25 protein-coding genes, 1 tRNA gene and 1 pseudogene are annotated in these 25,828 nt (G+C 62.1%); 8 read left to right on the top strand and 19 right to left on the bottom strand.

Annotated elements, in window-relative coordinates; genetic code table 11:
- Positions 1 to 29 precede the first annotated feature (29 nt).
- From mobF to IT549_RS05330, 3 genes are read right to left on the bottom strand one after another with little or no spacing between them, the layout of a single operon-like run.
- Positions 30 to 2,042, bottom strand: coding sequence for a MobF family relaxase (mobF, locus tag IT549_RS05340; RefSeq protein WP_292970547.1), 2,013 nt, complete (start codon positions 2,040 to 2,042; stop codon positions 30 to 32).
- 36 nt (positions 2,043 to 2,078) lie between these two features.
- A complete protein-coding gene (locus IT549_RS05335; protein ID WP_292970545.1) occupies positions 2,079 to 4,415 on the bottom strand; it encodes a type IV secretion system DNA-binding domain-containing protein in 2,337 nt (778 codons plus the stop codon).
- A complete protein-coding gene (locus IT549_RS05330) occupies positions 4,412 to 4,738 on the bottom strand; it encodes a hypothetical protein (protein ID WP_292970543.1) in 327 nt (108 codons plus the stop codon). Before IT549_RS05330 ends, IT549_RS05335 begins: the two co-directional genes overlap by 4 nt.
- 609 nt (positions 4,739 to 5,347) lie before the next feature.
- Here IT549_RS05330 and IT549_RS05325 point away from each other — a divergent pair.
- Positions 5,348 to 6,472: a hypothetical protein gene (locus IT549_RS05325; protein ID WP_213177003.1), complete on the top strand. Its 1,125-nt coding sequence runs from the start codon at positions 5,348 to 5,350 to the stop codon at positions 6,470 to 6,472.
- A gap of 113 nt (positions 6,473 to 6,585) precedes the next feature.
- On the opposite strand, the gene IT549_RS05320 is transcribed toward IT549_RS05325, so the two are convergent.
- The 6 genes and pseudogenes from IT549_RS05320 to IT549_RS05295 form a co-directional block, all read right to left on the bottom strand.
- A complete protein-coding gene (locus IT549_RS05320) occupies positions 6,586 to 7,158 on the bottom strand; it encodes a DUF1643 domain-containing protein (protein ID WP_213177002.1) in 573 nt (190 codons plus the stop codon).
- Positions 7,159 to 7,212: 54 nt separating this feature from the next.
- Positions 7,213 to 7,542 carry a DNA-binding transcriptional regulator gene (locus IT549_RS05315; RefSeq protein ID WP_225899988.1) on the bottom strand — a complete coding sequence of 110 codons (330 nt, stop codon included), beginning with the start codon at positions 7,540 to 7,542 and terminating at the stop codon, positions 7,213 to 7,215.
- Positions 7,529 to 7,948 carry a type II toxin-antitoxin system RelE/ParE family toxin gene (locus IT549_RS05310; RefSeq protein ID WP_213177001.1) on the bottom strand — a complete coding sequence of 140 codons (420 nt, stop codon included), beginning with the start codon at positions 7,946 to 7,948 and terminating at the stop codon, positions 7,529 to 7,531. Before IT549_RS05310 ends, IT549_RS05315 begins: the two co-directional genes overlap by 14 nt.
- The gene (locus IT549_RS05305; RefSeq protein ID WP_292970538.1) at positions 7,920 to 8,609 is read right to left on the bottom strand and encodes a site-specific integrase; all 690 of its coding nucleotides are present in this window, start codon (positions 8,607 to 8,609) and stop codon (positions 7,920 to 7,922) included. The genes IT549_RS05310 and IT549_RS05305 overlap by 29 nt, the downstream gene beginning before the upstream one ends.
- 539 nt (positions 8,610 to 9,148) lie before the next feature.
- Positions 9,149 to 9,346 (bottom strand): annotated as a pseudogene (locus IT549_RS05300) (Arm DNA-binding domain-containing protein); the annotation flags it as partial.
- Positions 9,347 to 9,530: 184 nt separating this feature from the next.
- Positions 9,531 to 9,620 (bottom strand) — tRNA-Ser (locus IT549_RS05295).
- A gap of 157 nt (positions 9,621 to 9,777) precedes the next feature.
- Between IT549_RS05295 and hspQ the strand changes: the two genes are divergently transcribed.
- Positions 9,778 to 10,158: a heat shock protein HspQ gene (hspQ, locus tag IT549_RS05290; RefSeq protein ID WP_292970536.1), complete on the top strand. Its 381-nt coding sequence runs from the start codon at positions 9,778 to 9,780 to the stop codon at positions 10,156 to 10,158.
- 39 nt (positions 10,159 to 10,197) lie between these two features.
- On the opposite strand, the gene IT549_RS05285 is transcribed toward hspQ, so the two are convergent.
- Positions 10,198 to 11,217, bottom strand: coding sequence for a 1-aminocyclopropane-1-carboxylate deaminase (locus IT549_RS05285; RefSeq protein WP_292970535.1), 1,020 nt, complete (start codon positions 11,215 to 11,217; stop codon positions 10,198 to 10,200).
- A 145-nt stretch (positions 11,218 to 11,362) separates the two neighbouring features.
- Between IT549_RS05285 and IT549_RS05280 the strand changes: the two genes are divergently transcribed.
- Complete coding sequence (locus IT549_RS05280; protein WP_292970534.1) at positions 11,363 to 11,839, top strand: Lrp/AsnC ligand binding domain-containing protein; 477 nt, start codon at positions 11,363 to 11,365, stop codon at positions 11,837 to 11,839.
- Between the two features lie 61 nt (positions 11,840 to 11,900).
- A complete protein-coding gene (locus tag IT549_RS05275) occupies positions 11,901 to 12,932 on the top strand; it encodes a cupin-like domain-containing protein (protein WP_292970533.1) in 1,032 nt (343 codons plus the stop codon).
- Position 12,933: 1 nt separating this feature from the next.
- On the opposite strand, the gene IT549_RS05270 is transcribed toward IT549_RS05275, so the two are convergent.
- From IT549_RS05270 to IT549_RS05250, 5 genes are all read right to left on the bottom strand, one after another.
- A complete protein-coding gene (locus IT549_RS05270) occupies positions 12,934 to 13,887 on the bottom strand; it encodes a dipeptide epimerase (RefSeq protein WP_292970532.1) in 954 nt (317 codons plus the stop codon).
- A complete protein-coding gene (locus IT549_RS05265; RefSeq protein ID WP_292970530.1) occupies positions 13,884 to 14,882 on the bottom strand; it encodes a DUF1611 domain-containing protein in 999 nt (332 codons plus the stop codon). The genes IT549_RS05270 and IT549_RS05265 overlap by 4 nt, the downstream gene beginning before the upstream one ends.
- A gap of 89 nt (positions 14,883 to 14,971) precedes the next feature.
- Positions 14,972 to 15,865 carry a hypothetical protein gene (locus tag IT549_RS05260; protein WP_292970528.1) on the bottom strand — a complete coding sequence of 298 codons (894 nt, stop codon included), beginning with the start codon at positions 15,863 to 15,865 and terminating at the stop codon, positions 14,972 to 14,974.
- Positions 15,866 to 15,972: 107 nt separating this feature from the next.
- A complete protein-coding gene (locus tag IT549_RS05255) occupies positions 15,973 to 16,446 on the bottom strand; it encodes an SAM-dependent methyltransferase (RefSeq protein ID WP_292970526.1) in 474 nt (157 codons plus the stop codon).
- Between the two features lie 44 nt (positions 16,447 to 16,490).
- Positions 16,491 to 17,372 carry an ABC transporter permease gene (locus IT549_RS05250; RefSeq protein WP_292970524.1) on the bottom strand — a complete coding sequence of 294 codons (882 nt, stop codon included), beginning with the start codon at positions 17,370 to 17,372 and terminating at the stop codon, positions 16,491 to 16,493.
- Between the two features lie 77 nt (positions 17,373 to 17,449).
- Between IT549_RS05250 and IT549_RS05245 the strand changes: the two genes are divergently transcribed.
- From IT549_RS05245 to IT549_RS05230, 4 genes are read left to right on the top strand one after another with little or no spacing between them, the layout of a single operon-like run.
- Positions 17,450 to 18,103: a GcrA family cell cycle regulator gene (locus IT549_RS05245; RefSeq protein WP_292970522.1), complete on the top strand. Its 654-nt coding sequence runs from the start codon at positions 17,450 to 17,452 to the stop codon at positions 18,101 to 18,103.
- Between the two features lie 2 nt (positions 18,104 to 18,105).
- Positions 18,106 to 19,074: a S1/P1 nuclease gene (locus IT549_RS05240; RefSeq protein ID WP_292970520.1), complete on the top strand. Its 969-nt coding sequence runs from the start codon at positions 18,106 to 18,108 to the stop codon at positions 19,072 to 19,074.
- A gap of 54 nt (positions 19,075 to 19,128) precedes the next feature.
- Positions 19,129 to 19,527 carry a hypothetical protein gene (locus IT549_RS05235; RefSeq protein WP_292970519.1) on the top strand — a complete coding sequence of 133 codons (399 nt, stop codon included), beginning with the start codon at positions 19,129 to 19,131 and terminating at the stop codon, positions 19,525 to 19,527.
- A 56-nt stretch (positions 19,528 to 19,583) separates the two neighbouring features.
- Positions 19,584 to 20,741: a GGDEF domain-containing protein gene (locus tag IT549_RS05230; protein WP_292970517.1), complete on the top strand. Its 1,158-nt coding sequence runs from the start codon at positions 19,584 to 19,586 to the stop codon at positions 20,739 to 20,741.
- 3 nt (positions 20,742 to 20,744) lie between these two features.
- Here IT549_RS05230 and IT549_RS05225 read toward each other — a convergent pair whose 3' ends face one another.
- From IT549_RS05225 to truB, 4 genes are all read right to left on the bottom strand, one after another.
- A complete protein-coding gene (locus tag IT549_RS05225; protein ID WP_292970515.1) occupies positions 20,745 to 21,926 on the bottom strand; it encodes a hypothetical protein in 1,182 nt (393 codons plus the stop codon).
- Between the two features lie 129 nt (positions 21,927 to 22,055).
- Positions 22,056 to 24,365 carry a polyribonucleotide nucleotidyltransferase gene (pnp, locus tag IT549_RS05220; RefSeq protein WP_292970513.1) on the bottom strand — a complete coding sequence of 770 codons (2,310 nt, stop codon included), beginning with the start codon at positions 24,363 to 24,365 and terminating at the stop codon, positions 22,056 to 22,058.
- Between the two features lie 160 nt (positions 24,366 to 24,525).
- Positions 24,526 to 24,795 (bottom strand): 30S ribosomal protein S15, encoded by a 270-nt coding sequence (rpsO, locus tag IT549_RS05215; RefSeq protein WP_292970511.1) that lies wholly within the window; start codon positions 24,793 to 24,795, stop codon positions 24,526 to 24,528.
- Between the two features lie 18 nt (positions 24,796 to 24,813).
- The gene (gene truB, locus IT549_RS05210; protein ID WP_292970509.1) at positions 24,814 to 25,827 is read right to left on the bottom strand and encodes a tRNA pseudouridine(55) synthase TruB; all 1,014 of its coding nucleotides are present in this window, start codon (positions 25,825 to 25,827) and stop codon (positions 24,814 to 24,816) included.
- Position 25,828 lies beyond the last annotated feature (1 nt).

Here is a 25,828-nt window from a genome sequence, read left to right as displayed (position 1 = left end):
TGTCCGTCGTTTCACTTCGGCAAGACGGATCAACCGGATTGGCTTGGCTTCGTCACCGGGAGTACGAGATTCGAGAGACATGGTTGGTGACCGTAAAGATATTTTGAGGGTGACTGCGCGGCATATTGCGCATGGCGCAGGGTCTCGTCGCGCGCCCTGGTATTGAGGTTCATCGCGGCGGTCTGCAAACCTGCCTTCTGGAGCACGTCGAACGGCTTGCCGGCATCGACCGCGCCTAGCTGCTTGCGGTCACCGACCAGCGCGAAACGCTGCACTTCGAGCCGATTGGCAAGCCGGGCGAGCTTGTCGAGATCGACATTGCCGACCATCGATGCCTCGTCGAGCAGGATCACGCTGCCGCGCCATTCCTTGCGCGCTGCGCCAAGTGCCCCGGTGTCTGGCCCCGGTCCCAACAATGCGCGATGCTCGCGCAGGAACCGCGCGACGGTCATCGAGGTGATCCCGGTGTCGCGCTCTAGCATCTGGACCAGCGTGTTCTGGACCGCGAGCCCGACTACCTTGCGTCCCTCTTCGCGCAGCAGTTCGGCGAGCGGTCGCAGCAGTGTCGACTTGCCCGATCCGGCGATGCCCTGCACCGCGACGATGCGGTTCGAAGACCCGAGGATCAGCCGCCCGGCCGCTTCCTGCCCGCCATTGAGAGTGAGGCCGGAATTGGCCTCGGACAGCGCCTGGAGCCGTTCGGCAGCAAGGTCGGGGGCCATGACGGGCGCAACGCTTCCCCGCCCTGCCCGGACCTCCCCAACGATGCGCTGCTCCATTTGCAGGGCACCCAGCGTGGTTACCATGCCGCTTGCGCTGCCACGACCCTTGAGCAGCACCTTTCTCGCAAGCAGCCGGTCAACCTGCCGCTCGATCGGGTCCACAGTGGTCGGCAAGCCGAAATCGAGCGCGGATTTGAGCACATCGGTCCGGGCAAAGGCCGCTTCACGCTCGGACAGGTGCCGAACGGCGGAAGCAACCGCCAGCGCTGCGGCACTATCCTCGCGCGCACCGCGTTCGGGGCGCGGGGGCAACAGCGGATCTGAGGGTGCGAGCCTCAGACGCTCTGCCAGACCGGAAAACCACTCACGGACCTGCTCGCGGGTCTCGCCCAGTCTGGTGCCGATTGATCCGACCAGGCCAATGTTGTGCGAGGCGCGCGCATTGGCGCGTTCCATCACCGAGGCCAGGTCAATGCCCTCCCCGCGCGCGAGATCCTGCCATTCGCTGGTAAGCGCTTCGCGGTCCTCGATTCCGGCCTTGGGAGCGCGCGACATCAAGGCCGCTGTAATGCCGACCTTGAGCCCGCGATGGTCGAGCTTAGCTGCTGCCGCAAGGACCTCCTGGCGGCGGGTGCTGAAGGCCATAACAGCTTCCCGCGAGACACCAAGCGCCTCGAAGTTTCCATGCTTGAGGGTTGGGCCAGGTTCGTAGCCGAGCGCGACCACGCGCTCGCGAAAGCGCGCCATCGTCATCGAATTGAGTAGGGTATTGAGGCTCCAAAGTTTGTCGTTGCGCAGTGCGCGCCAGGATCCATCGGGCAACTGGGTGACATTGGCAACGACCGCATGGAAGTGGGCATTGGGCTCCTGATTGCGGTTGGTATCGTGCTGGAACAGGGCGATCGCGAGATTGCCAGTCTGCACCAGGCGTTCCTTGCCGCCGCGCTCGAACCGTGCCTGGGCGGCATTGCGTTCGGCCCATTGCAGGGTCTCGACCACCGCCGCCTTGTAGGCGTCGAGGATCCGGGAATCGCCCCCAACGAGGGCCAGCAGTGACCAGCTCTTGGGGAGCGAAAAGGTGAGATCGACCCCGGCGCGGTGCAGCTGTCCGGGGCGTCCGACGCTGCTGCCATCGGGCAGATCACCCCTGAGCAGCGCTTCGAAGGACTTGGGATCGATTGACCCCGACAGGCCTAGCTTTTCGGCTGCCTTGCCGAGCCATTGTCCCGAGCGGTCGGCGTCGGCCCGGGTATAGTAGTTGTCGGCTGCGAAGTAGTTCGCAGCGCCGCCCGCTGAGCGTACAAGCGCGACCGACAACATGGGTTAAGGTCTCCTGGAATAGACGCTGGGGTCAGATCAACCAGGCCCGAAATCACCGAGATCGGGGCCGCGATCCTTCTCCGGTTCGGACGACCCGTCGATCTCACGCTGGATCGCAGCGCGGCGCTGACCGGAGCGCTTCGATGCGGCCGCGCTGCGCTTCAGACCGTCAGACTGCGCGCGCGCCTTGCCCTGCCTTTCGCCGGTTTCGCCTGCCTTGTCAGGCTCGGCCGTGGGCAGTCCGGGATCGCTGCGCGCCTGGTCACCAGACGGATCCTGCGCCGTTCCAGTGGGACCGGTCACTGCTCCTTCGGAAGGCAACGGCAGTCGCTGGTCAAGATCGAGCATAGCTTGTCGGCCTTGTTCACGGGGGCCAGCCTGGCGCGGCTTTCGCGGACGGTCGAGATCTCGTTCCTTGGCGCCGGCCGGGCGTGCTTCGGCAAGCTTGCCGCTTTCATCGCTGGCCGATCCATCGCCGCCACCGGTATCCGACTCGTCGTCCGCATCGTCCCAGTCGCGGGCATCAGATTCATGCCGACCCACAAATGTCTTGCTGCCCCGGACCAGTTCGAAATCACCCCGCGCGACAAAGCCGGGCGCGATCCTCGGTCGCATTCTGTACGTCAAATGGACCGGCGCCGGAGGCAGGCTTCCGGGCAGGCAGATGTAACCGTGGAGCGGATCGAGATCGCCGATCTCCTCGGGCATGACGATCCGCACCTCGCGCTTTTCGGGACTGAGGTTCACCGAGTCCCGCGACTTGCTGTAACCAAAACTGTAGCCTGTATTCATGTCCTGAACCTCGGCATTGCCGATCACTTCCGAACACCACTTCGCGGTGTCGGGATCGGGGTTGCCAAGGATCAGCTTGGTCTTGGCGAGCGAAGACAGCTCGTGCGCTGCCTCGACGCCGTAGACCTCGTGCAGCTTGGCCTGGGTGTGCACACCGGTAACAAAGGCCCCGCCAAAATTACGCGCGGTACGCATTCCGGATTCGAGCGCGGGCATCCGGTGCAATGCGCCGAGCTCGTCGATCAGGAACCACATCTTGGGCGCGCGCGAGGGCTCTTCCGCCATCAGCGTATTGACCGCAGAGTTGAGCCACAGGGTCAGCAACTGCCGGCAAACAGGCAGGTCGACATAGCGCGACGAGATGAACAGGATCGCGCCGTCCTGCTTGCCTTCCCGGACCCAGTTTCGGATCGAGAACTGCGGTCCATCCTTGGGCAGGTAGAGCAGCGCCTGGGCATTGGCGTTGAACACCGCGCGGACCGAGTCCGCGAGTTTGGGGGAGTCGGGCGAAGACATGGCCGCGGCTGGCGTGTCCTTGACGAACTGATAGACGGTCTCGACGTCGGCGGTCATCAGCTTGGTCGCAAGGTTTTCGTTGGTCGCCATGTCGTGCTCGACAAGCGAGTTACACATATTGGTGAAGAGCATGCGTGCGCCCTGCACCCAGAACTGCCCTTCCCCGCCGCCATCGCTCGGGATCAGCGCCTCGGATGCGGCCATGAATTCGGCAGGGTTGCTGCACTCGTCGAAGATCGACCAGCGCGGGCAGCGCGCATCGAGCGGGTGGAGGATCGTATCGCGCGCGGGGTCGTAATAGGCGGAGACATAGGCCCCGGTGAGGTCGAAGACGACCGCTCGATGACCCCGAGTGCGGACCTGATCGAGCAGGTCCATCAGTGCCACAGTCTTGCCGGTGCCGGTCGAACCAACCAGCATCGCGTGGGTCTGCTCTTCGCGCCACGGCCAGGGTATCCCGGCGAGCGAGAACGGGCGGAAATCGAGGCCAGCACTCGCGAGTTCCTTGCGGCTGGCAAAGCGCCAGGCCTTGCCGAGCACCGTGCGCAGCTCCTCGGCGCGGCGCGCGACGTTGACCGCCTTGACCATGCGCAGCAGTTCGCGAGTGGAGACAAGCCGCCGCCCGCGCTGGTGTTTGCGTTCCTTGGATCTCCGGCCAAAGCGCGCCGCGATCCACACGAACGCTGCGGTTGCGGGGACTGCGATGAGCACGCTGAGCCAGGCCGAACGGACGAGGATGGCGGTAAATGCACCCCAGGCCCGGACCACCGAAGGAAAGTCTTCGACCCGCGAAATCGCAATCAGGAACGAGCCGCCAAAGGCCGATTTTAGGGTCACCAATTTTTGCGGATCGAACTCCATGAAGCGCCAACCAGCGGCGTAGATCTTCATCGCAATAAGCACGAATTGATCATCGCTGAGCAGGGTTTGAAGCTGATACCAGACCAGCCAGGAATAGAGCACGAGAGCGCAGAGCAGCGGGACCTTGAAGCCCACTGCGAACATCTGCGTGAAGTGCGCGATGAGCTGACTGCCGGTGTTGAAGTCGGTGATGTTGCGTTTCATTTCACCGCTCCTTCCACGCTCTGGAGGGTGGTGCGGCGACGCTCTTCCTTGCGCGCAAAGGCCTCATGGACACGTTCACGCAAGTCCGGATCGGCATGTCCGGCGAGCAGCGCATCTAGCGCCACGGCAGCGAAGTTGAGGTCGCTCGAAATCCACTCGAGGTGGCGCTCGATGCGGTTGGTCGCGAGCCCGGTGGCGCAGGCCTCGAGCACCAGTGTGCGGATAAATTCGCTCACCGGCTGACAGTGATTTTGACAATGGGATTTGACCTGCTCCGCGATCTCTTGCGGAAGCCAGGCCTGGACTGGAACTAGGTGTTTCATGGACGACTCCTCTGGTCCGGGAGCCTGATCCACACTGCGAAAGTAGCTATGTTCTATATTTGTTCTGATGTGCCGTCAATGCGGATATTTTGATCGTTAGTTCAAATGGTTAGCCCAGTTTGCAGGGTGGGCGCATTGTCAAAACCTGGCGCATTGTCGGCGCATGAGAAACGACATTTCCTGTTTTGTCCATTATACCAATAAGATAGATACCGGCCTAGCCGGGTACGGTGTGCGCGAAGTTGTTCCCTATCTGGACCGTTGTGATCGACCGCTTCCCCGCTCGTATTCTGACGGCAAAGGCCTTGGTTTCACGCGGATTTTGTAGCCCATCCGGCGCTTGACGGATAGTCTCTAAGAAGACCTTCGCGATCGCTGAAACCGCGAATTTGTAGCACCTGGCCATTTTCAGGCTGCGATCTTTGACCAACAGACCCAAAGCCCGCGAAGGGCATCATAGCTCACGGCCATATCAGTTTGATGAACGCCGGCAAGAATTTGCCGGGCGTCGTGGTCAGATCAAATTACGTAAACGCCGCGCGTCTTCAGCACTAGACTTGCAGCTCTTTGCTAGCATAGACCGGCGATTATCAACCAAGAGGGCACAGGATGGACGAGAGCGAAGACCTTATCGCACAGTTGGTGGAAATGCACCGAAAGGGCATCCTCACAGACGAAGAGTTGTCCTCCAAAATCGCATCTATTAGAAATAAAACTACCACGGTCCATCAAGTAATTACGAGTAAAAAAATTAAACATCCAGCAAGCGTAAATAAGTTAAAAAGTTATGCGTTATTTATAGTTTTGATGATTATATGCATACCATCAGTTATGTACTTTAAAGAAAACTTAAAAAATTCACTATTTAATACCTCTGGGACCGATGATGACGGCTTTTCTGAGCTCTGCCTACTTGCCGGCGACCCGAAAAATCCCACAAGTCTAGGTCATCGCGTCTCATTCCTCGTAAATTCAATGCAGGATCACGGAGCAAAAACCTCTTGGGAGAAGGAGGACAAAGGAATTATTTTTCGGGCGCGTTCCACAGAGAACGGAGAAGATCGCGACATGAGGTTAGAGCTTAGCCGCACCGCGAACGCCACCCCATTGAGTGACTGTAAGGACGCGAAGGAGGGTGCATTGGCCACTCGCCTGACCGCAGGGCCCGAGGAAGCCACTGGCAGAACCCTTCTGTTCTTGATGCAGCAAATGATAGAGAGTCTTACCTTAATTGACGCAGCCGAAAAACAAAACTCTTTTGAATCAGCGGGCAGCCAATCAGATGAATCACAACAAAAAGTAAATAAAACTGTTTCCATGTGCTATCATTCTGACATCTGTGGTTTAGTGAAGATCATCGAATTTAATGTTGTAAAATCTAATGGATCTGAAAAACTTGTTAAGTCTTTGGATCAATTCAGTGAGCCTCAAGCTGTTGAAAATGAAAAAGACTTGAAAAATATCGTGTGGAATGACTCAAAGATAGTTTATGCCGTTTGTTCGACATCAAGGCCAACACTCATTTTCCAAACCGAAGGAAATAAGTGGGTGGGCGAAGAGTTGGATGTTGCGACTGGTCTCGGCGTTCAAGCGGATCATATCAATCTGTATATGAATCTATGCCACCCCAATAATCCCGATATTGATCCAAATTCTTATGGATACAAACCATTGGATGACGATAGCGATAATGACATATCTGTGACATCGCCAGAATCATACTTTGGCTATTGAGTAATTCAGGTGGGCATCAATGGCTCGTCAAACCACAAGGAAAACTACAATCGAGCGTCCCACAAGCAGGCATTTCATGCCCTCCTAAAGGGGGCAATATACTCGAGTCCATTTCACGCCGCCCTCCAAAGGATTGCGGGAGTGAAAGGGTCTATACGATGCTTGCCGCGAGCCATCGGGTGTATGGGGGCTCCGTGCATAGTTTTTCCCCAGCACCATAAGTCTGGCCCAGGCCCTTCTTCGCACTGGATTGCTTCGACAACCGCCTCAATCAGTTTATCGTCGCGCGCAATTGCGCCCCAACACACAAAGACCTTGTGAGCCTTTTTCGCTGCTCGGCCTACAGCGCTGATATTGCGATGAAGCTCGTCTCGATCATCCCAATTAGGCCCCGTCCATGCGTTTTCGGCGATGCGATGAGCTTCCGCAGGATCGGACGTGATGAACGGATTGAGGTTCATCGCATCATAGGCGCCGTAGCCCCAATGCATGAACCAGCGGTTCCACCAATGCGATGTGTTGTCCTCGCTATCCTTACCAGCGGTAGAGGGGTTATTTCCGATCACCAATGCCCGGGGCAGGTTGGTGTCCCATTCGCGGGTAAGAACATGCCGGACACGCGGTCCATTAAAGACCGCCGATCGACTTATCAGCGGATCACCAAAGAGATCAGCTTCAGGAGGCATCTATAAAGTTCCCTTCTTGTGGGACGCCAATGCTTTCAAATGGGGATAAACCTGTTACGCCACCGCATCCAGCCCGCTTCGCTGGATGATCGACAGCAATCGCAATGCCGGACCTCCCGGCTTCTTCGCACCTCGCTCCCAGTCTGACACAAGGTTCTTCGACACGTTGAGATAGCGCGCGAACACTGGCTGCGAGACATGTTCGGCCTCGCGGATGGCCTTGATCTCGTCAGGCGACAGAATCGGCGCAGGCGCAAGGCACGCCTCGTCAAACTCGCGCATGGTGCGCTTATCGATGCTACCCGCGTCGTGGAGGCCTTCCATCATCTCGTGGACGGAGGCCATCGCCTCGCTCTTGTAGGTCTTTGCCTTAGCCTTGCTCATCGTCTTTCACCTCGACCAATCGGCCTGCTTCAACTTCCGTTTCGATCTGGTCCTCGCCAAGCTCCAGCATGATGCTGGCCGCCTTGCGATAGACCTTCAGTTCCGCCGCATTCAGGTTCGCCTTGTCGCTCTTGGCGAAGGCAAACACGAATATGGCCCGTTCGCCCGAGCGGAAGATCAGGATCGAGCGATACCCGCCCGATTTGCCTCCGCCCTGGCGCGCAATGCGTTGCTTGATGAGGCCGCTGCCAAGATCGGCATCGATCAGGCCGGATTCGGCCCGATGCACGGCATCAGCAAGCGTGGCATCGCTGATCTTTTCCTTTGCCGCGAACTTGGCGAACCAGCGGTTGGCGTAGATGCGGATGCGCGGGCTCTTAGTCATGCAGCAATGGCCCACTATCATACCTAGTGTTACGGCTCAATGAATATGAGCCGCTCATGTTTTGCTCGATCAGGTCGCCGATGCGCTGCGCTGCCTGAATGACATGGCCATCGTCAAGGTGGGCATAGCGGGTCGTGGTCCGCACATCGGCATGGCCAAGCAGCTTGCCGATCATCGGCAGCGTTTCCGAATGGGCGGCGGCGTGGCTGGCAAAGCTGTGCCGCAGATCGTGGATGCGAACGCCGGGTAGGCCTGCTTCGTCGCGCAGCTTGCTCCACAAGTTGCCGATGTCGGTAATCGGGCGCTGGGTGGCCGGGTTCCAGAAGACATAGCGTTGCTTCTCCCGGCGCGGCATGGCGTGAAGGATCGTTGCAGCCGCTTCGGCCAGCCAGACCGTGCGCGGGCCGGTCTTGCTGTCGGTCAGCAGCAAGCGCCTTCCCCGCACTTCGCTCCATTGGAGGCAGGTAATCTCCGATTTGCGGCAACCTGTCAGGATCAGCAAGCTGATCGCCGCGCAGTGCAGCGGGAAGGTTTTGCCATGCCGGTCGAGCACTTCGCCGATGCGCCGGAACTCCTGATCGGACAGGAAGCGCTCGCACTTCCGCCCCTTGTTCTTGCGGATGTAGAGGCAGGGGTTCGAACCTTCGGGCCGAACGCCCCATTGCTCGGCCTTGTTGAACATGGCGCGCAGGATTTCACCGCAACGATTGGCAGCACCGGGACCGCCGGTGTTGGTAACTCGAGCGCGAGGCGCCCAATGGAAACGCGGCTCCGAAGTTCCGCGATGAAGTCGGGCACCTCTTCGTATGGCATGGCCTCAAAATGCCCCCGCTTCTTCGGTTGACGGGGCAAACCCTTAGCGAGAGACCGAATGGGCGCTTCCGAAGCGCGATACCCCTTCGAATAGGCCCAATCGAGCACAGCGCCAATTCGTTGGCGGACTCGCCGCGCCGTCTCAGGCTTCGTCAACCAAATCGGCGCAAGCACATCTCTAATCGCAGGGCCTTCAATATCCGAAACAAGCACCTTTCCAATTTTCGGAAAAGCGTAAGTCTCGAGCGTGTTCATCCACTGTTGCTGGTGCTTGCCATTCTTCCAGCCGGCCTTGTGCTCCTCGTGAACGAGCTCGGCTGCGGCCTTGAAGGTTGGGACCTCTTCACGCTCCTTCTTGCGTTCGACGACAATGTTGACCCCATTTTTCATGTCACGCCTGATACCCCGGGCAGCTTCACGAGCCTCGGCGAGGCCCACTTCTGCCAGCGTACCAAGGCCAATATCGCGCCTCTTTCCATCTGCTTGAACACGCACAATCCAGCTTCCGCGACCAGAACCAAAAAACTTGAGGATCAGACCTTCGCCATCGGAGTATCGGCCCGGCTCGCGTAGATTTCTTACCTGAACTGCAGTTAGCTTTCCCATATCAACACCTCTTGCGGCGTTCAGCCAGACCCACACTCTCACCAAAGTCAGACCCACACCCGGACCCACACTCGATGGGAGATGGTATGGAACATATAGAGAACTTCTGAGAGTGTCTCAATAGCCGAAACGCAGACTTTCTGCGGCTTTTGGGAATATATGCGATGGTCTGGGAATGGTAGTCTGGCGGAGAGGGTGGGATTCGAACCCACGTTACGGTTGCCCGTAAACCGCATTTCGAGTGCGGCGCATTCGACCTCTCTGCCACCTCTCCGCAGAAGTGATCGGGAAGCCGCACGGCGGGTTCCGGTCGAGGAAGCGCGCGGTTAGCCGATGGCGCGGCGCTTGCCAAGCCCCCCTGTCGGCAAAAATAGGGGACGCGAAAGGCTTGTACATTGTCTGGCAAGGCCGGGATGCCTATATTGCCGTTCATGGACCGCGCTTCCTTCTTCTCTCCCCAGGCCGGACGTCTGATCGACGCGCCGGCCAAATCGCGCGCGCGCTTCACGATTGGCGATGTCGTGCGGCACAAGGTGTTCGATTTCCGCGGGGTGGTGTTCGATATCGATCCGGTCTTCGCCAACAGCGACGAATGGTACGACGCGATCCCGGCCGAAGTCCGCCCGATCCGCGAGCAGCCGTTCTATCACCTGCTCGCCGAAAACGGGGATTCGAGCTATGTCGCCTATGTCAGCCAGCAGAACCTGCTGGAAGATGGCGACGCCGGCCCGGTCGATCACCCCTCGGTGTCCGAACTGTTCGATGACTTCGCCAAGGGGCGCTACCAGCTGCGCCGGTCGATGACCCACTGATCGCACGCAAGGTGCACTTCAGGTGTACCCCGGCGTCACTCAACCGTCCTTGTAATAGTACGAATAGCCGTTGATCGCCGGTGCGCCGCCAAGGTGCGCATAAAGCACGCGGCTGCCCTCGGGGAAGAAGCCCTTGCGGGTCAGGTCGATCATCCCCTGCATCGATTTGCCTTCATAGACCGGGTCGGTGATCATCGCCTCGGTCCGCGCGGCAAGCCGTATCGCTGCGTTGGTTTCCTCTGACGGAACGCCATAGGCGGGATAGGCATAGTCCGGGTTGATGACGATCTCGTCCTCGCGCACCGTGCGGCCCAGACCGACCAGCTGGGCGGTGTTGTCGACGATCGAGCGGACCTGCGCGCGGGTCTGGTCAAGCGTGCCCGAGGCGTCGATCCCGATCACCCGATCGGCCCGGTCCTGCGCCGCGAAGCCCACGATCATCCCGCCCTGGGTCGATCCGGTGACCACGCAGACCACCACATAGTCGAACCGGAAGCCCAGCTGCGCTTCCTGCTCAGCCACTTCCTCGGCGAAGCCGACATAGCCGAGCGCGCCGTACTTGTGGACCGAGGCCCCGGCGGGAATCGCATAGGGTTTGCCGCCGGCGTCGATCACCGACTGGATCGCATCCTCCCAGCTCTGGCGGATGCCGATATCGAACCCGTCATCGACCAGCCGGCTGTCCGCCCCCATCAGGCGGGTGAGCAGGATATTGCCGACCCGGTCATAGACCGCATCGTAATGCGGCACCCATTTTTCCTGCACCACCACGCATTTCATGCCCAGCTTGGCGGCGGTGGCGGCGACCATCCGGGTGTGGTTCGATTGCACCCCGCCGATCGAAACCAGCGTATCGGCCCCGCTCGCGATTGCATCAGGGACGATATATTCGAGCTTGCGCAGCTTGTTGCCGCCAAAGGCCAGTCCGGAATTACAATCGTCGCGCTTGGCCCAGATCTCGACCTTGCCGCCCAGCGCTTCCGACAGGCGCGGCAGGTGCTCGATCGGGGTCGGGCCATAGGTCAGCGGATAGCGTTCAAACTGGGCGAGCAGGGACATGGGGCAGCTCCGGATGCACGGTTGATTCGCTGCAAGGCTAACCGGAACCGCCTGAAAGGTGCTTTCTATTTTAACTGATGATTTCGGATCATTGATGCTTCAATAGCGCTTCAAATCCCATATACTTCCAGATATGCTCACATAGATGGAAGATTCCTCACAACCCGAACTCGACCGGATCGATCGCAATCTGCTGCGTCTGCTGCAAGCCGACGGGCGGCGCAGCAACCATGAGCTGGCCCAGGCCGCCAACATCAGTCCGGCCACTTGCCACCGCCGGGTCCAGCGGCTGGTCGAATGCGGGGCGATTGCCGGCTACCGCGCCAGCGTCGATCCGGCTGCAGTCGGCCTTGGCACGCTGGTGATGGTCGGCGTGGTGCTCGATCGCTCAACCCCCGAAAGCTTTGCCGAATTCGAAGGCGCGGTGGGGCAGCTCAGCCAGGTGCTCGATTGCATGCTGGTGGCGGGCGATTTCGATTACCTGCTCAAGATCCGGGTGCGCGACATTGCCGATTTCAACGCGCTGCACGGCGCGCGGCTGCTGACCCTGCCCGGCGTGCGCCAGACCCGCACTTTCTTCGTGATGAAGGAAGTGAAGGAGAACGCCCCCCTCGATTTCTAGCCAAGGCGCGCCACCCTTTGCAGCCATTGCCAGCACTGCAAGCCGGTGGCACACCATGGCCATGAAAGCGCTTCCATCCCGCAGCGATGTGACCCCGGAGATCTTCGCGGCAGAGATCCGCCCGGCTGGCCAGCCGGTGATCATGAAGGGGCTGGTGGGCGAATGGCCGATTGTCCGCGCGGCGCGCAGTGGGGACGAAGCCTTGGTCGCCGCGATCAGCGCCAATGCCACGCCCGAGCCGGTGATGTTCGCCGCTCTGCCGCCCGAAGCCGGCGGGCTGTTTCACTACACTGAAGATGCCAGCCAGCTCAATTTCACCCGGCACGAGGCGCCGCTGGCGCAGTTCCTGCACTTCCTGCAGACCGAGAACCGCCTGCCGCAGCCCCGCACGCTGGCCGCGCAGGGCGTGCAGGCCGGGCGCTTCGTCCCCGGCTTTGACCATGCCCACCCCTTGCCGCTGGTGCCGCGCGGCACCACGGCGCGGCTGTGGATCGGCAACCGCGCCTGTGTGGCGACCCAGGGCGACGATCTGGAGAATGTCGCCTGCGTGGTCGCCGGGCGCCGCCGCTTCACGCTGTTTCCGCCCGAGCAGCTGGCCAATCTCTATCTGGGTCCGTTCGAGCTGACCCCCGGCGGCACCCCGATCAGCATGGTCCACCTGACCCGGCCCGATCTTAATCGCTACCCGCGCTTTGCCACGGCACTGGAGGCGGCGGTCTATGCCGATCTGGAACCCGGCGATGCGCTCTATGTGCCCTACCAGTGGTATCACCACGTCCAGGCGTTCGAGACGATCAATGTGCTGGTCAATTACTGGTGGAGCCCGGCGCGCGAGGATCTCGCCTCGCCATGGGATGCCATGCTGCTGGGCATGCTGGCGCTGCGCGAGCTGCCGGCCGACCAGCGCCAGGCCTGGCGCGCGCTGTTCGATCACTATGTGTTCAAGACCGAGGGCGATCCCGGCGCGCACCTGCCCGAGGCGGTTCGCGGTGTGCTGGGCGAACTGACCAGCCGCCAGATTGCCGAACTGCTGGCCGATCTGCGCGCCAATCTCGATCCGGCCAGCACCCAGAAGCGCGGGCCATTGAAGTAGGTTAACCCCACAGCTCCTGCGGCGGGGGCAAGGCGCATCCCCCTTCGAACCGCATCGCGGACGTGCGATCGCGGCTGAGCAGCAGCGGCCCGTCAAGGTCGGCCCAGCGCGCCTGCTGCGCCACCACGAAGGCCGGGGCCATGCCCAGCGAGGTGCCGCACATGTTGCCGACCATCAGGTCAAGCCCGGCCGCGCGCGCCGCCTCGGCCAGCGCCAGCGCCTCGGTCAGCCCGCCGGTCTTGTCGAGCTTGATGTTGACCGCCTGATAGCGCCCCAGCAGGGCGGGCAGGCTGCTGCGGGTCGTGCAGCTTTCATCGGCGCACAGCGGAATCGGGCTGGCGAACCCGGCCAGCGCCGCATCGGCCCCGCGCGGCAGGGGCTGCTCGACCATTTCGACCCCCAGTTCGGCCAGCTCGGGCAGCACCTGGCGCAGCAGCGCCAGGTCCCAGCCCTCGTTGGCGTCGATCACGATCCGCGCGTCGCCGCGCACCTCGCGCACCCAGCGCACTGCAGCAACGTGCCGCGTGGCATCGACCTTGATCTTGACCAGCGCATGCGGGCGCGACAGCGCAGCGCCCTCCTGCATCTCGGCGCGGGTCCCCAGCCCCACGGTATAGCAGGTCTCAACCGGCGGCAGGCCGGCGCAGACCGCGCGCCCCTCGCGCTTGGCCGCAAGGTCCCACCAGGCGCAATCGAGCGCATTGCGCGCCCCGCCTGCGGGCAAGGCATCGATGGCCGCGCGGGTGATCTCTGGCCCCAGCGCCGCGATCTGCGCGGCCATGCCGGCGGGTGTTTCGCCGTCGTAGTCGATCCCGACCGCTTCGGCCTGTCCCGCATGGCCCAGCGCATCCAGCAGCCGCACATGGATCATCGGCACATCCAGCTGCACTTCGCGCGCCACTTCGAAGGGCCGTGCCAATGGCCAGCTCTCCAGCGTCACTTCGGCGCGGATCACAGCGCGTCCACCACCCGGTCCACGCCAAAGCGCATGGCATCCATTGCCGGCACCCCGTGCGCATCTTCCAGTGCGGCCAGCGCCTTCATGGCCTCGGCCTCATCCAGATGGTTGGTCGCGACCGAAATGCCCGCGATCCGCACCGCCGGGTTGGTCAGCCGCGCGGCTTCGATCGTTCGGGCAAAGCCTTCGGCCACGCTGGGCATGGCAAAGCCGGGCATGTCGTCCAGCTCGGTGCGGGTCAGCGAATGGCACCAGACCACCGCATCCGGCTGCGCGCCGTGGATCAGCCCCAGCGTGACCCCGGCATAGCTCGGATGGAACAGCGATCCCTGCCCCTCGATCACATCCCAGTGATCGGGTGCGGCGGCCGGGCTCAGCGCCTCGATCGCGCCGGCCAGGAAATCGGCCACCACGGCATCGAGCGGCACCCCGCCCCCGGCGATCATGATCCCGGTCTGCCCGGTGGCGCGAAAGGTTGCGGCCATTCCGCGCCGTTGCAGTTCGCGGGTCAGCGCCAGCGCGGTGTATTTCTTGCCCAGCGCGCAATCCGCCCCCACCGTCAGCAGCCGCTTGCCCGGCCGCTTCTGCCCGGTGCCGACCGGCAGGTTGGCTGGCGGCGTGCGGACATCGACCAGCCGCGCCCCGCCCTCTTCAGCGGCGGCGACCAGTTCTGGCCGGCTGACCAGCTTCGAATGGAGCCCGCTGACCACGTCGATCCCGGCGCGCGCCGCCTCGGCCAGAGCGGCCGCCCAGTGCGAGGGCAAGCGCCCGCCCGCCGGCGCCGCACCGACGATCACCGAGCGCACCCCGGCGGCGGCCGCGGCCTCGGCATCCATGTCGGGCAGGCCCAGATCGACCGTATCGGACGAAGTGCGCCATTGCCCGGCCACCTTGTCACCCGCCCAGTCGCGCAGGCCGCAGGCAGTCTTGGCGGTGACCATATCGGCCACATCGCCCAGGAACAGCAGATAGGGGGTTTTCAGTTCGATCATCAATTTCTCGGTGTGACGGATTAGCCTGCGCCGGATTAGCCTAAGCGCTTCGACAGCACACCTTGAAAAATCTACCTATGCCAACCTAGCTAAGGCCTAAGTAGCCCAAAAGCGTCCAGTATGGATAGCGCGCTTGGTAATACAGCCCAGTAAATTCCAATAAAATGAGCAACAGATATCGCAATCATAGCAGTAGGAACTTGCCAACCAGAAACAAATGATTCAGCTTTTAGCAATGCCAAATTCATTCTCATGTCTCTATCAATTTGCCTATGCTGACGAGCGATATCTGAAATTTCTCCTGAAATTCTCCTAAAACCCTCAATATATGCTTTGAATTCACTATTGAGTATATCTATGCTCGGAAAAATGGAATTTTTTACCTGATTCGCTGAATATGCATACGCCTTTGAGGCTATTTTTTCGATAAATTGATGAATTCTTTGCGAAAAACCCGTGCGCCATCGTTCTGCATGTTGCTGATTTTCAATCTCGGACAAGGCTGGATTCGCACTGGGCTGAGGAAAATTCGGATCCGAAATCGCATTTGAAATTTCGTAAATTTCCTCTCCGAACAACCCAACTACAGCTTCGGGTAAGAATTGAGAGCTTTGGCTAATCGGAATATTTTTCAACTGCATCAATGTATTGTCAATTTTGGCCAAACATTCTGCATTTCCGATATTTATTTCACTCATGTGCTGTTGGATTTTTTCCAGCATTCTTGAATAATTTTCCCGATCTCCACCCAATTGATTTGTGGTCAATTCGAAATTATCTCGCAATTGCCGGCGTCCATTTGCTATATACACGGAAAATGTGTAGACTGCCACGACGAGCAAGCAAATTTGTACAAAATGACCCGCATCCTGTATTTGCCAAAATTGCATTTTATCAATGCTTATCACCTTGGCGCTTGTCAAAAACAGCAGTGACGATGCAATCAGAGAATTTCTATGCAAATTCCAATAGTTATCAGTCAATGCCATAACAACAAGCCTCAGCGACCTTGCTTCACCCAAGGTTACCCAATTTTCAAGCACATTAAAGCAAATCAACACTCAATTCGAGCACGGGGTCTTCAGTTCGATCATTCGCCCTTGTCCCAATATTCGGCCATCAGTTCATCCACCCAGGCTGGCTGGCGCAGTTCACCGCGCGGCTGGAATTCGCGCATCACCGGCTTGATGTCGATCACCGGCGTGCCGTCGATCGCGTCGAGCCCTTCGACTTCCAATGCGGTGCCGCTCACCGCCACGATCCGGCAGGTGGTCAGCCCCAGCCGGTTGGGCCGGTTCTTGCCGCGCTGGGCGAAGATCCCGACCAGCGGCCAGTCCTGCCGACCACGCGGATGACGGGCACCGGTCTCGATCTTGTCGGGCGGGACCTGATCGAACAGGAACACCACTTCCGCGTGGCTGAAATCGGCCAGACCCGCCAGCGCTTCGGGTCCGAAGCGCGCGGCATCAAGCGCGATGGTTGCCCGGCTTGCCCCCCAGTCATCGTCGATCGCCTCGGCGCGGCCGCCGCGAACATGGCCGATCGGGGTAATGGTGTAGTCCATCGGGGGCCTCCAAATTCAACGATCCGGTTTGTCGCCCCGGCAATTCAGCTCTTGAGCTTCCACCCGCTTTTCAGCAGCACATACAGCGCACCAAGCAGTACCAGGTTGAGCACGCCCACATAGATCGCGCCGTTCAGCACCGCCATGTTGCTGTCACCGATGTCGCTTTGCCCCAGGAAGCCGAAGCGGAAGCCGCTGATCACGTAGAAGAACGGGTTGACCCGGCTGATCGCCTGGAACGTCGGCGAAAGGTTGTGGATCACATAGAAAGTGCCCGAAAGCATGGTCAGCGGGGTGATCACGAAATTGGTAATCATCGCCGCGTGATCGAACTTTTCAGCCCAGACCGAAGTGATCAGCCCGATGGTCGCCAGCATCGCCGAACCCATCAGCCCGAACCACACCACCGCCCAGGGGTGCGCCACCGCCAGGCTGACGCCGGGCCACAGCAGCATGGCCGCGGCGATCGCCAGGCCGACCAGCACCGCGCGGGTTACCGCCGCGCCGATCAGCCCGGTGATCAGTTCGCCGTTCGACAGCGGCGGCATCAGGTAATCGACGATCGTGCCCTGGATCTTGCCGGCCAGGAAATTGAAGCTGGTGTTGGCAAAGGCATTGCCCATCATCCCCATCACGATCAGCCCGGGCGCGATGAAGCTGGCGAACGAGACGCCCAGCACTTCGCGGCCATCGCGGCCCAGCGCCACGGTGAAGATCATCAGGTACAGCAGCGTGGTCATCGCCGGGGCCCAGATCGTCTGGGTCTGGACCTTGAAAAATCGGCGGACTTCCTTCATATAGAGCGTCCACAGCCCCAGCCGGTTGACCGAGCTGAAGATGGGCACTCCCCGCTCTGGAAAACCGGGAGCCAGCGCACCAACGCGGGCGGCGGCATTTTCGGATGCGGGAACTGGTTGATCGGCCATGGCTAGGCGACTATCGCCGCTGCGGCCACCTTGCAATAGCGCGGCGTCAAGCCGCTGTAGAAAGAGAAACGGGCACCATGAGCTGGACCGACGAACGGATCGAAAAGCTGACCAAGATGTGGGAAGGCGGCGCCACCGCCAGCCAGATCGCTGACGAGCTGGGCGGGGTTAGCCGCAATGCCGTGATCGGCAAGGCCCACCGCCTGGGGTTGAAGGCCCGGCCCAGCCCGGTCAAGCCGAACGAAAAGGAAGCCGCTGCCCCCGCGCCCAAGCCGCCCAAGGCCGAGGCTGCGCCCCGCGCCGCCGCGCCCCGCCCCGCGCCGCCGCCGCGTGCCGCCGCCCCTGTGCAGCAGGCCGCTGCACCTGCTGACGGCACTCCGCCGCCCGCGCCGATGCCGCGGATCGTCTCGGTTGGTCCCGGCGGGTTCCTGCGCCAGGGCCCCGGTGACCAGCAGGCGCCGATCCCGCCCGCGCCGCCGCGCCGCCTGGTTCCGGCCAAGCCCAGCCCGGAAATGGCCGACAAGACCAGCCTGCTTGAGCTGAATGACCGGATCTGCCGCTGGCCGATGGGCCATCCGGGCGAACCCGATTTCCATTTCTGCGGCGAAAAGGTGAACCCCGGCTTCCCCTATTGCGTCGAACATTGCGGCCGCGCCTATCAGGCCCAGCTGCCGCGCGGCCATCGCCGTCCGCCGCCGCCGCTGCCGTTCGGCGGCCCGCGGGTGCGCTGATCGTGCGGCGCCTGCGCCGGGCCTTGGCGAGTGCTGCGGCGCTCGGCCTGGCGCTCGTCGCGGGTTCGGGGCCGGCCTTGGGCTGGTCCCAGCCAACCCATCAGGTTACCGGGGCGATCGCCTGGCAGGATCTGCGGCAGAACCATCCGGCGGAACTGGCCGAATTGCTCAGCCTGATCCGTCAACATCAGGACTATCCCCGGTTCGAACGGCATTTCGCCGCACTCGCCCCCGAAGCCCAGCAGCGCGCGCTGTTCGAAGTGCTGGGGCGCTGGCCCGACGATATCCGCGGCGGCCCCGAAGATCATCCGGACTGGCACTATCAGCTGCGGGTCGTGTCCGGGCGGACCTGGCTGTGGCGGTTCGAAAACGGCAACGCCGCCTTCGGGTTCGGCCATAACTACACCAAGCTGGCCAATCCCTGCGCTTCGGCGGCAGAGCGCGCCAAGGCGATCGGTTGGCTGATCCACATCATCGGCGATGTGCAGCAGCCGCTCCACGCCGGCCACCAGATGACCAGTGTCTATTCGGCAACCGACCGGTCCGGCCAGCTCGCCTTCGTCAAGCGGCCCAACGGAAAGGTGACCGACCTGCACCAGTTCTGGGATGGCACGCTGGAAGACAGCGGCGTCACGCTGCCAACCGGCGAGACGAACTGGGCCGACGCGCTGACCAAGGCCTGGCCGCGCACACGCCTGCCGCATGAACTGACCCGGCGCGGCGAGACCCGAATGCAGTTCTACAGCTTCCTTGATGAAAGCGCGATCCTGGCGCGGCTGGTCGCCTATCAGGGCACCTACCTGCAAGGTTCACCCGATCCGGCCAGGGCGCCAATGGTCAGCCAGGCCGAGCAGGACCGGGCGATCACCATCGCCCAGCGGCGGATCGCTACCGGCGGCTATCGCATTGCCGATTTGCTGGCCCAGGCCATCAAGGACGCCAAGGCCGTAACCTGGACCTGTCCGGCCTGAATCCATCACGCTGTTTTAACGCAGTTTTAATCACACAGGCCCTAGGCGACCGGCATGATCAAGGGTCGCATCTTGCTGGGAATTGCCGTGCTGGCGCTGGGCGCCTGCGGCAAGAAGTCCGTCTCGGTCGAGGAATTCGAAGGCCCGATCGACGCGCGGGTCGAATTCATCGCCGATGGGGTCAACAAGATCGTCCCGCGCGGGATGGGCAAGGGCCTGAAGCTGGTCCGGGCCGAAGCGCAAGGCCGCGTGCTGGTGCTGGCGCTCGAAACCACGCTGCAAGGCGAACTCGACAAGAGCGAGACCGCGCTGATCACGCTGTTCCGGCCCCAGGTCTGCAGCAATCCGGGTTACCGTTCGGTGGTTGACCACGGCGGGCTGGTGCGGTTCCGCATCGCCCGGACCAAGACCGGCGAGACCCTGCCCGAATTCACTATCGCCGCCTGCGGCTGACCGGGAAATTTGCTGCCAGCCCTTAACGGCGGCCCGCGCCTGCCGTTAACCATGGCATGACTGCGCATGATCCATCATTGGGCCGAACCAGCGGCGGCCTGCTGGGCTGGCTGGGCCTTGGCCCGCGCCACCCTCACCAACCAGCCGAAACGCCCGGGGGCGAAAGCCATCTCGACCGCCGGGATGGCCTGCGGCAGCGCCAGCTGGACGAAGTCGTCAGGTTCCTGACCGCCCATCAACTTGAAGTCAGCACGGTAACGCTGACTATCGCCTGGAATTACCTGACCGGGGCCGACAGCCAACTGGTGCGGTCAATCGATCGCCAGGTTCAAGCGCGCAAGCCGGTGACGCTGGAATGGATCGATCAGGAACTGGGCCGCCAGGATCGCGTTGACGAGATGGCCGTGCTGGCTGATCTGATGCAGCGGCTTGAAACGTCGATCGACGAATTCGGCAAGGCCAGCCGCGACGCCCATGTGGCGACCAGCGAGTACCATTCGGCGCTGGAAGGCCATGTCAACGAGCTGGAGCAGGTCACCCGCGCCGGCGAGGTGATTTCCGAACTGGCCAATATCGCCAAGGTCATGCTGCGCCGCACCCGCGAGATCGAAAAGCAGATGCTGCGCAGCGAAGCGCAGACCCGCGCGCTGCGCCGGCGGCTGGATGAGGCGCGCCGCAGCGCCGAGGAAGACCACCTGACCGGCCTGCCCAACCGCCGCGCTTTCGAGGCCGTTTTCGAGGAGGAATTCCGCCTGGCCCGGGCCAGCGCCGAAACGCTGTGCGTCGCCTTCTGCGACATCGACCATTTCAAGAAGATCAACGACGAGCACGGCCATGAAGCTGGCGACCGCGTGCTCAAGCTAGTGGCCGATGCCTTTGCCCGAATTTCGAACGACCATTGCCATGTCGCACGGCACGGCGGCGAGGAATTCGTGCTGCTGCTGCGCGGCGAGACGCTTGAGCAGGCCTGCGCGCAGCTCGATCACCTGCGCGAACAGCTCGCCTCGCGCCGGCTGGTCAACCGCGCGAACGATCGCCCGTTCGGTCAGGTGACCTTCTCGGCCGGGGTGGCGGACGTGTTCCGCTGCGGCGATCCGCGCTCAGCCCTGCGGGCGGCGGACAGCGCGCTCTACCGGGCCAAGCAGGAAGGCCGCAACCGGGTGGCCGCCGCGTCCGAAGCCGATTGCCAGCCGCCCGAACTCAAGGTCGCCTGAAGCCTACTGCCATTCGGCGCGGCAATACTGGTAGTTGCCGTTGATAACGATCCGGTAGTTGTCGAGCGCGTTCTGCATCGGCTGGCGGACCGAGCCCGGGCAGTCCATGTTCTGCAGCGTCTTCCAGGTCGAGGCAATCTGGCGGCAGCCACGTTCGAAGTCTTCCCAGGCATAATTGGTGCCGGCACGCCGGGTCTGTTCCCACATCAGGTTCATCCGGTTCGCCGCCTTCAGTGAAGAGAGCGCGCTTTCAAGCCCGGAGGTTGCAGCCTGCTGGCAGCGCGCCATCAGTTCGCGTTCCGGTCGCTCGGCCTCCTCGCGCTCACGCTCGGCGGCAAGGCGCCGTTCCTGCTCTTGGCGCTGCGCGGCCAGCCGGGATTCACGCTGGCGGCGCAGTTCATCGCGCGCGGCCATATGCGTGGCATAGCGCGCCTCGCCCATCAGCTTGCGGCGGTAGGGATTGACCTCGATTGCGGCACCGGCCTGCGACTTCTTGCACAGTTCGCCCACCTCACGCTGTTCGTCCTTCGTCAGGGTGGACATGAAATGCGTCATGCGCGCCTTGTACATCTGATCGTCCAGCTTGGGCGCTTCAGAGTGATTGCGGGCGTTGTTGTAGACCTTCATCCAGTCGGCGAATTCGGGCTTGCCATCGGTGTAGGCCGCCATCGCAATGCCTGCGAGATTGCAATCGATCAGCGCTTCCTCGAGGTAGCTGCGGGTCGGGTATAGCTCGCTGGCGGTGTAGGGAACCATCGGGCCCAGCTTGGGTTCGGGCCTGGTCATCCCGGCAACGGCCAGATCGACATATCTGGTCAGGCTGACGCTGGCATCGCCCCGATAGATTTTCATGCAATCGGCATAACCGGCATCACGGGTGGCGCTCGGCAGCTTGGCCTCGAACTGGTCAAGGCTCAGCTTGTACCATGGCTCGCCGCGCTTCTGGGTGCCCTTGTTGTAAAACCACGTCATCGCCTCGCCGGAAACATGGCTGGGATCGCTCATCTTCGCGGCGCGAAACTTGCCGCCGGTCAGCAGCACGCAAGTGTAGATTTCCTCAGGCGTATAGTTCGATGGAACGTCCTGGAGCGACTGGGCCAGCGCCATCCCGCCAAAGGTGCCCGAAACCAGCAGACCCGCCCCGGCCACTGCCTGGGCAACCCGCGAACCAAACATCAATTTCATAAATGCCGTCTCCGGCGCGCCCGCTGGCTGAATAGCCAAAGCCGATCCGGCTGCAAGCCCCCAATGCAACGAAAAAGGGGCCCGCCGCTGGCGAGCCCCCAATTCATGTGTCGCTGATCGCGCCGGGGATCAGTCGTCGCCCTTGAGGAACGCCGGGACGTGATCCGGAGCCGGACCATCGTCACGATCGCTGCGCTCACGGCGGGGGCCGCGATCGTCACGGCGCGGACCGCGGTCACGGTCACGGCCACCACGATCGTTGCCGCGCGGGCCACGACGGTCGCCGCGATCGCCGCGATCACCACGGTCACCGCGCGGTTCGCGCGGCGGGCGGGTGTCTTCCAGCTCGGCACCGGTTTCCTGATCGACGACGCGCATCGACAGGCGAACCTTGCCGCGCTGGTCGATCTCGAGCACCTTGACCTTCACGGCCTGGCCTTCGGACACGACGTCGGTCGGCTTTTCAACGCGTTCGTTCTTCATTTCGCTGACATGGACCAGACCGTCCTTGCCGCCCATGAAGTTCACGAATGCACCGAAATCGACGATGGTGACGACCTTGCCGTCATAGACCTTGCCGACTTCCGGTTCCTCGACGATGCCCAGGATCCAGTTCTTGGCGGCTTCGATCTGCGACAGGTCCGAAGACGAGATCTTGATCAGGCCTTCATCGTCGATGTCCACCTTGGCGCCGGTTTCGGCGACGATCTCGCGGATCACCTTGCCGCCGGTGCCGATCACGTCACGAATCTTCGACTTGTCGATCTGGATCGTTTCGATGCGCGGAGCATGGGCCGACAGTTCAGTGCGGGCCGAACCCAGCGCCTTGGTCATTTCGCCCAGGATGTGCGCACGGCCGCCCTTGGCCTGCTTCAGCGCGGCTTCGAAGATTTCCTTCGTGATCCCGGCCACCTTGATGTCCATCTGCATCGTGGTGATGCCTTCGCTGGTGCCGGCCACCTTGAAGTCCATGTCGCCCAGGTGATCTTCGTCACCCAGGATGTCGGACAGCACGGTGAAATCGTCACCTTCAAGGATCAGGCCCATGGCGATGCCCGACACCGGACGGGTGATCGGAACGCCCGCGTCCATCATCGACAGCGCGCCGCCGCAGACGGTGGCCATCGACGACGAACCGTTGGACTCGGTGATGTCCGAGACCACGCGGATCGTATAGGGGAACTCTTCCTTGGTCGGCAGCACCGCGCGCAGCGCCCGCCAGGCCAGCTTGCCGTGGCCGGTATCGCGGCGGCTGGGCGCACCGAAGCGGCCCACTTCACCGACCGAATAGGGCGGGAAGTTGTAGTGCAGCATGAAGTTCGAGTAGCTCAGGCCTTCCAGCCCGTCGATCATCTGCTCGGCGTCCTTGGTGCCCAGCGTGGTGGTGCAGATCGACTGCGTTTCACCGCGGGTGAACAGCGCCGAACCGTGGGCGCGCGGCAGCAGGCCGACGATCGATTCGATCGGGCGGACCTGATCGACCTTGCGGCCGTCGATGCGGGTGCCGTCCTTGAGGATCGCACCGCGCACGATGTCGGCTTCGACCTTCTTCATGGTCTTGATCGCGACCATCTGGGTCTGGGCGTCTTCGCCCGCGAAGGCTTCCTTGGCCTTGTCGCGCGCGGCGTTGAGCGCGTTCGAGCGGGCCGACTTGTCGGTCAGCTTGTAGGCCGCGGCAACGTCCTTGCCGATCAGCTTCTTGAGCTGGTCCTTGATCGCCGAGTTGTCCGAAACAACGATGTTCCAGGGTTCCTTGGCGGCCTTTTCGGCCAGATCGATGATCAGGTTGGCAACCTTCTTGCACTCGTCATGTGCGAACATGACGGCGCCCAGCATGACCTCTTCCGAAAGCTCCTTGGCTTCGGATTCAACCATCATCACGGCATTGCCGGTGGCGGCCACGACCAGGTCGAGCAGGCCTTCGCCGATCGCAACGTCCTGCTTGGGGTTGAGGAGGTATTCGCCATCCTTGTAACCCACGCGGCAGGCGCCGATCGGGCCCATGAACGGCACGCCCGAAATGGTCAGCGCGGCCGAAGCGGCGATCATCGCCAGCACGTCAGGCTCACACTCACCGTCGAACGACAGGACCTGCGCGATCACGTTGATTTCGTTGTAGAAACCTTCGGGGAACAACGGACGGACCGGACGGTCGATCAGGCGGCTGACCAGCGTTTCCTTTTCGGTCGCGCCACGTTCACGCTTGAAGAAGCCACCCGGGATGCGCCCGGCGGCAAAGAACTTTTCCTGATAGTGGACGGTCAGCGGGAAGAAGTCCTGACCTTCCTTGACGCTCTTGGCGGCGGTAACGGCGCAGAGCACAACGGTTTCGCCATAGGTGGCGAGGACCGCGCCGTCAGCCTGACGGGCAATGCGGCCGGTTTCCAGGGTGAGGGTCTTTCCGCCCCACTCCATCGATACGGTTTTGACGTCGAACATTTCGTTTCCTTCAGCCCGCAGGCCCTATTGCGTGCGGGTTTTGCTTGCCGGGTGTACCGTCCCGGTCCGGGTTGGGGCTCGTTATAGCCCCCAGGCGTCCCGCCGAATTGCGGGAGTGCCCAGATGCAAGAAGCGGCCCGCTGGGGGCCGCTCCGCGTTGTTACTTACGAAGACCAAGCTTGGCGATCAGCGCGTTGTACCGATCGACATCCTTGCGCTTGAGATAGGCCAGCAGGCTGCGACGCTTGTTGACCATGGTCAGCAGGCCGCGGCGCGAGTGGTTGTCCTTGTGGTGATCCTTGAAGTGGCCCTGCAGCGTGTTGATGCGCGAGGTCAGGATCGCAACCTGGACTTCCGGCGAACCGGTGTCACCCTTGGCACGGGCGTTGTCCGCGATGATTTCAGCCTTCTTTTCGGGGCTAACCGACATATCTTCTACTCCGCGACATCATGTGAGGTTGAACCCCCGGACAACCCGGCATTCTCCGCCGGAAAGCTCCACCAAAGCGAGCGGGACCGATCCCTCTCGCGCAAAGTGCAGCCCATCGCCCTGGGGCAGCCCGGTCAGAACCCGACCCTGACGGATCGCCCTTGCCTGTTCCGGGCCGAGGTTCAGAGCCGGGATGTCGTCCAGCCCTGCCTCCAGCGGCAAGAGTATGTTCTCAAGTGGCGCGCCCTTAGCGACTTCCTCCAATTTGTCCAGCGAAATCGCCGCTTCCAGCCCGAACGGCCCGGCCCTGGTGCGGCGCAGCATGGTGACATGCCCGACCGTGCCCAGCGCCAGCGCGATATCGCGGGCCAGGCTGCGGATATAGGTGCCCTTGGAGACATGGGCGTGGAGGGTAACCTGATCCTCCCCGGCACGGGGAGGGGGACCATGCGAAGCATGGTGGAGGGGTACAGGCGAGTGGTCCTGACCATCGAGGGTATGACCACTCGCCTGTACCCCTCCACCCCCCACTTCGTAGGCGGTCCCCCTCCCCGTTTCGGGGAGGATCTTGAGATCACGCACCGTCACCGCCCGCGCCTTCAGCGCTACGTCCTCACCCGCCCGGGCCAGGTCGTAGGCGCGCTGGCCGTCAACCAGGATCGCCGAATAGGCCGGCGGGACCTGTTCGATCGGGCCGGTGAAGCGCGGCAATATTGCCTCGATTGCCGCCAGCGTGGGCCGCACCGCGCTCTGCGCAACCACCTGCCCTTCCAGGTCAAGCGTGTCGGTCTGGGTCCCGAAGGCGACGGTAAAGCTGTACTCCTTGCTGGCATCGAGCATCCGCCCGGTCAGCTTGGTCGCCTCACCCAGGGCAATCGGCAACACGCCGGTGGCCAGCGGATCGAGCGTGCCGCCGTGGCCGACCTTGACCTTGCCCAGCCCGGCTTGCCGACAGACCCGCTTGACCGCAGCGACCGCCTGGGTGCTGCCCAGGCCATGCGGCTTGTCGAGGATGATCCAGCCGTGCGGCAAG

The sequence above is a fragment of the Novosphingobium sp. genome (assembly GCF_020852455.1).
In the GTDB taxonomy this organism is placed as follows: domain Bacteria; phylum Pseudomonadota; class Alphaproteobacteria; order Sphingomonadales; family Sphingomonadaceae; genus Novosphingobium.
This window is presented reverse-complemented; position numbering and strand designations above follow the sequence as displayed.